Source organism: Rhizobacter sp. P2_H2, assembly GCF_056403375.1.
In genome coordinates this window covers 1-4833 of record NZ_JBFUFP010000374.1, presented here as the reverse complement: position 1 = coordinate 4833, position 4833 = coordinate 1, and the positions used below count along the sequence as shown (strand labels likewise).

General features: G+C 67.2%; 6 protein-coding genes. All 6 read left to right on the top strand.

The window, feature by feature from the left end; all coding sequences use genetic code 11:
- The coding region (locus AC1D15_RS18295) for a GltB/FmdC/FwdC-like GXGXG domain-containing protein (protein WP_477827101.1) at positions 1-460 on the top strand (460 nt) is incomplete at its 5' end.
- A 39-nt stretch (positions 461-499) separates the two neighbouring features.
- Positions 500-1978 (top strand): glutamate synthase subunit beta, encoded by a 1479-nt coding sequence (locus tag AC1D15_RS18290; RefSeq protein ID WP_477827100.1) that lies wholly within the window; start codon positions 500-502, stop codon positions 1976-1978.
- A gap of 84 nt (positions 1979-2062) precedes the next feature.
- Positions 2063-2629: a GspH/FimT family pseudopilin gene (locus tag AC1D15_RS18285; protein ID WP_477827099.1), complete on the top strand. Its 567-nt coding sequence runs from the start codon at positions 2063-2065 to the stop codon at positions 2627-2629.
- Positions 2626-3279 (top strand): type IV pilus modification protein PilV, encoded by a 654-nt coding sequence (pilV, locus tag AC1D15_RS18280; RefSeq protein ID WP_477827098.1) that lies wholly within the window; start codon positions 2626-2628, stop codon positions 3277-3279. The genes AC1D15_RS18285 and pilV overlap by 4 nt, the downstream gene beginning before the upstream one ends.
- Positions 3276-4283: a PilW family protein gene (locus tag AC1D15_RS18275; protein WP_477827097.1), complete on the top strand. Its 1008-nt coding sequence runs from the start codon at positions 3276-3278 to the stop codon at positions 4281-4283. The genes pilV and AC1D15_RS18275 overlap by 4 nt, the downstream gene beginning before the upstream one ends.
- Before the next feature lie 59 nt (positions 4284-4342).
- Positions 4343-4833, top strand: a 491-nt coding sequence (locus tag AC1D15_RS18270) for a pilus assembly PilX family protein (protein WP_477827096.1), incomplete at its 3' end; no start/stop codon positions are given.

Sequence of the window (4833 nt, the reverse complement as noted above, 5' to 3'; positions counted from 1 at the left end):
GTACATGACCGGCGGCACGGTCGCGGTGCTCGGCAAGACCGGGCGCAACTTCGCAGCCGGCATGAGCGGCGGCATCGCCTATGTATTTGATGAAGACGGCCAGTTCGCGAAGCGCTGCAACACCGCGATGGTGCAGCTCGACAAGGTGCTGGGTGCCGCCGAACAGGAAGCCTCGGTCGACAAGGCGGTGTGGCACCTGGGCCAGGCCGACGAGGCGATCCTGCGCAAGCTGCTCGACGACCACCATCGCTGGACCGGCAGCCTGCGCGCGCGCGAGATCCTCGACACCTGGGCCGAATCGCGTGGCCGCTTCGTGAAGGTGTTCCCGAGCGAGTACAAGCGCGCGCTCGGCGAGATCAACGCGGCGAAGCAGGCCGGCGACACGATCGCGAAGGCGAAAGTCATTGAAAAGAACGCCGACAAGGGCGGCCCCAAGTCCAAGAGTGGCGCCAAGGCCTGAGCCAGGCCCAGCCCCAGCCAACCGGAGTAGCGAGAGATCATGGGAAAAGTCACCGGCTTCATGGAGTACGAGCGCCTGGAAGAGGGCTATGCGCCCGTGCAGGCGCGCCTGAAGAACTACAACGAGTTCGTGATCGGGCTCAAGGCGGATGAGTCGAAGGTCCAGGCGGCGCGCTGCATGGATTGCGGAACGCCCTTCTGCAACAGCGGCTGCCCGGTCAACAACATCATTCCGGACTTCAACGACCTCGTGTACCGCAACGAGTGGCGCAATGCCATCGACGTGCTGCACTCGACGAACAACTTCCCGGAGTTCACCGGGCGAATCTGCCCGGCGCCGTGCGAGGCGGCCTGCACGCTGAACGTCAACGACGACGCGGTCGGCATCAAGAGCATCGAGCACGCGATCATCGACCGCGCCTGGGCCGAAGGCTGGGTCAAGGCGCGCCCGCCGAAGGCGAAGACGGGCCGGAAGGTCGCGATCGTCGGCTCCGGCCCGGCCGGCCTGGCGGCCGCGCAGCAGCTGGCGCGGGCCGGCCATGACGTGACGGTGTTCGAGAAGAACGACCGCATCGGCGGCCTGCTGCGCTACGGCATTCCCGACTTCAAGATGGAGAAGTCGCACATCGACCGCCGCGTCGAGCAGATGCAGGCCGAGGGCGTGCAGTTCCGCACCGGCGTGATCGTCGGCAAGCTGCCCGAAGGCAGCAAGGTCACCAACTGGGCCAAGGAAAGCATCACGCCCGACGAGCTGAAGGCGCAGTTCGATGCGGTCGTGCTGGCCGGCGGCGCCGAGCAGTCGCGCGACCTGCCGGTGCCGGGGCGCGACCTCGACGGCGTGCACTTCGCGATGGAGTTCCTGCCGCAGCAGAACAAGCTGAACGCCGGCGACAAGCTGAAGAACCAGCTGCGCGCCGACGGCAAGCACGTGATCGTGATCGGCGGCGGCGACACCGGCAGCGACTGCGTCGGCACCAGCAACCGGCATGGCGCGAAGAGCGTCACGCAGTTCGAACTGATGCCGATGCCGCCCGAGCAGGAGAACAAGCCGCTGGTGTGGCCGTACTGGCCGATCAAGCTGCGCACCAGCTCCAGCCATGAAGAAGGCTGCGAGCGCGAGTTCGCGATCGCCACCAAGGAGTTCATCGGCGGCGAGGGCAAGGACAAGGGCAAGCTGCGCGCGCTGAAGGCGGTGCGCGTCGAGTGGCAGGGCGGCAAGATGACCGAGGTGCCGGGCAGCGAGCAGACGCTGCCGGCCGATCTCGTGCTGCTGGCGATGGGCTTCGTCAGCCCGGTCGCGAGCGTGCTCGATGCGTTCGGCGTCGACAAGGATGCGCGCGGCAATGCGCGAGCCGGGACCGATTTCATCGGTGGCTATGCGACCAATGTCGCCAAGGTGTTCGCGGCCGGCGACGTGCGGCGCGGCCAGTCGCTGGTGGTGTGGGCGATCCGCGAAGGGCGGCAGGCGGCCCGCGCAGTCGACGAATTCCTGATGGGATCCAGCGACTTGCCGCGCTGAGGGCCGATCGGCGGCCGACAAACGGTCGTTCCCGCCCGACCGGCAGTGCCGTCGCCGGCGGGGCCTCCGCCTAGACTACGGTCCATGAACGGCGGCCACCTCCCCCCCACCTCCGTGCCCTGGCGGCACGGCGGCTTCACCCTCATCGAATTGATGGTCACTGTCGCGATCGTGGCCGTCCTGGCGATGGTTGCGGCGCCGTCGATGCGCGATTTCGTGATCCGCAATCGCAGTTCCGCAGCGAGCAACGAGTTCGTCGGCAGTGTGCTGCGCGCCCGCAACGAGGCCGCCTCGCGCAACTCGTGCGTGACGATGTGCGTCAGCAGCAACGGATCGAGCTGTGCCGCCACCACCGAGACGGCCTGGGGCAGCGGATGGATCGTCTTCCGCAATCCGGCATGCGATGCATCGGTCACGTCGCCTCCCGCGGCCGACGACCTGCTGCTGGCGACGAGCGCGCTGAACACCGATTACACCGTCACCGGTCCCGGTGGCCTGATCTTCTTCTCGGCGACGGGCAGGCCCCGGTCGACCGATGTCGGTGCCTTCAACGTGCGCTACCAGACATCGACCCGCTCTTCCAACCGCACGATCTGCGTGAGTCCGCTGGGTCGTACGCTGACGGTGACCTACGGCGCGACATGCCCATGAAAACGATGCATTCCATCTCTTCCGGTCCGGGGCGCGGCGGCCGCCGCTCCTCCGGGTTCACGCTCATCGAAGTGCTGGTGACCGTCCTCATCATGTCCCTCGGCATGCTGGGTATCGCCGCGCTGCAGGCGACGACCTCGCGCTTCAAGATCGGCGCGTGGGCGCGCTCCTCGACGGCGGTGCTGTTCAGCGATTTTGCCGACCGCGTGCGCGCCAATCCGGATGTGGCCGGGCTGTCCTACTTCAGCAGCGGAGCGGCGACCTCGACCTCGTCCTACGCGCTGACCACGAACTGGAGCACGCAGTCGACCACGGCGCCGCCGGCCGTCACGACCGACTGCAGCACGGCCGCCTGCACCGCCACCGAGCGTGCCACCTACGACCTGACCATCTGGCGCCAGCAGATCCGGCGCCAGCTGCCGCAGGGCTCGGCGTTCGTCACCGGCAATCGCGCCACCGGCATGACGGTGACGATGATGTGGTTCGACAAACAGTTCCTCAACGCGGCGGGCAACGCCCTGGAAACGAGCAACGCCTGCAATACCGTCTCGGGGGGCACTTTCACCTCGGCGGCCCTGAGCAACTGCTGCCCGGATGCCGCCGGCGTGGCGGCTGGCGTTCGTTGCGTCAACTTCACCTTCCTGCCATGAACGGCCATCACTTCCCGAAACGTGCCGGGCGCCGTCCCGGGCAGCGTGGCCTGACCTTGGTCGAGTTGCTGGTGGCGATCACCATCAACCTGGCCATCGTCATCGCCGCGGTCTATCTCTACCTCGGCACCCGCGAAAGCCAGCGCGCGATCGACCAGACCTCGGAGGCCAACGAAGTCGGGGTCTTCGCGCTGCGGGCGCTGGGTCGCGATGTCGTCAATGCAGGCTTCTACCCGGCGGTCAGTTCCGAGGGCAACGAAAACGTCTTGGCAGCCTACAGCAACCTGACGCCGACCGTGGCCGCCTACAACACGGGCATCTTCGGTTGCGACGCGACGGACTTCGACGTGGCAGCCGGTACCTGCGGCAGCACGGCCGGGAAAGATGGCCTGGTCGTCGCCTACTTCACGAACGATGCGTTCGGCGAGGCCGGCGGCCAGCGCAAGGATTGCAACGGCAACGACGTCGGGACGGCCACCGTCAACACGAGCCGTGTTGGCACCGGCGCGGCAACCCAGCCGCCCGCCAAGCCGCTGTTCGTCGCCAACCACTACCGGCTGGGGCCTGCCACGTCCGTGGTGGTCGATGGACAGACGACCAGCGTGCGCAGCCTCGAGTGCCGCGGCAATGCGGCCGGCTCGACCACCTATCAGCCAGTGATCTCGAACATCGAGGATTTCCAGGTCACTTATGGCGTCTTCTCGACCAGCGCCCGTACGGTCGACAGGTTCTACACCGCAGCCGAGTTTGCCAGCATCCCCCTGCCGACGTTGACCATCGACGGCAAGTCGCTGACGCCCTGGGCCCGGGTGGCCGCGGTGCGCATCTGCGTCCTCTCGCGCACCTACGGTGCGGCCAGCAAGCTTGCCGACACCGCGGGAGCGCTGCGAACCTACCAGGCCTGTGACGGCAGCTCGGTGCAACAGCCGCTCACTGACCGTTCAACCTACAAGACCTACACACAGGTCTTCGGGCTGCGCAACTTCCTCAACAAGACGTATTGATTCCTATGCTGCCGCTTCGTCTTGAATCCCGTGCGCCGGCGCTGCTGCCGAACCGTCTCGTGCGTCGCCAAGCCCCGGCGCGGCAGCAGGGTGTCGCGATGGTCGTCGTGCTGATGCTGATGCTGGCGCTGATGGGCATCGTCGCGTTCTCGGCGCGCAACGCCACGTTTGGTGAAGCCTCGTCGCGCAACCAGCTGGACGGCGAGATTGCCCGCCAGGCGGCGGAGTCGGCCATGCGCGATGCCGAGCGCGACCTGCTGCTGTCCGACGGGTCGGTACTGCAGGGCACGGCCAAGTGCAAGCGCGAAGGCGCCCGGCCGCTGGAAAGCGCCATCGCGGGCTTCTCGACGACCTGCGTCGGCGGGCAATGCGACAAGACGCTGAACGACTACAAGACGACGAGTTGGGTTGCCTCTTCCACCAACGCCGAGCCGTGGTGGCCGACTGCGAAGGGCGGCCTGTGGGGGGATCCGACCACCAAGCCGCAGACCGTGAATGCCGCCAGCTGCGCGACCTTCACCGGCGGCGTGCCGATCGGCCTGTACACCGG

Coding starts and splice junctions, on each gene's coding strand:
- AC1D15_RS18290 (WP_477827100.1), top strand. CDS start 500: ATGGGAAAAGTCACCGGCTTCATGGAGTACGAGCGCCTGGAAGAGGGC.
- AC1D15_RS18275 (WP_477827097.1), top strand. CDS start 3,276: ATGAACGGCCATCACTTCCCGAAACGTGCCGGGCGCCGTCCCGGGCAG.
- pilV (WP_477827098.1), top strand. CDS start 2,626: ATGAAAACGATGCATTCCATCTCTTCCGGTCCGGGGCGCGGCGGCCGC.
- AC1D15_RS18285 (WP_477827099.1), top strand. CDS start 2,063: ATGAACGGCGGCCACCTCCCCCCCACCTCCGTGCCCTGGCGGCACGGC.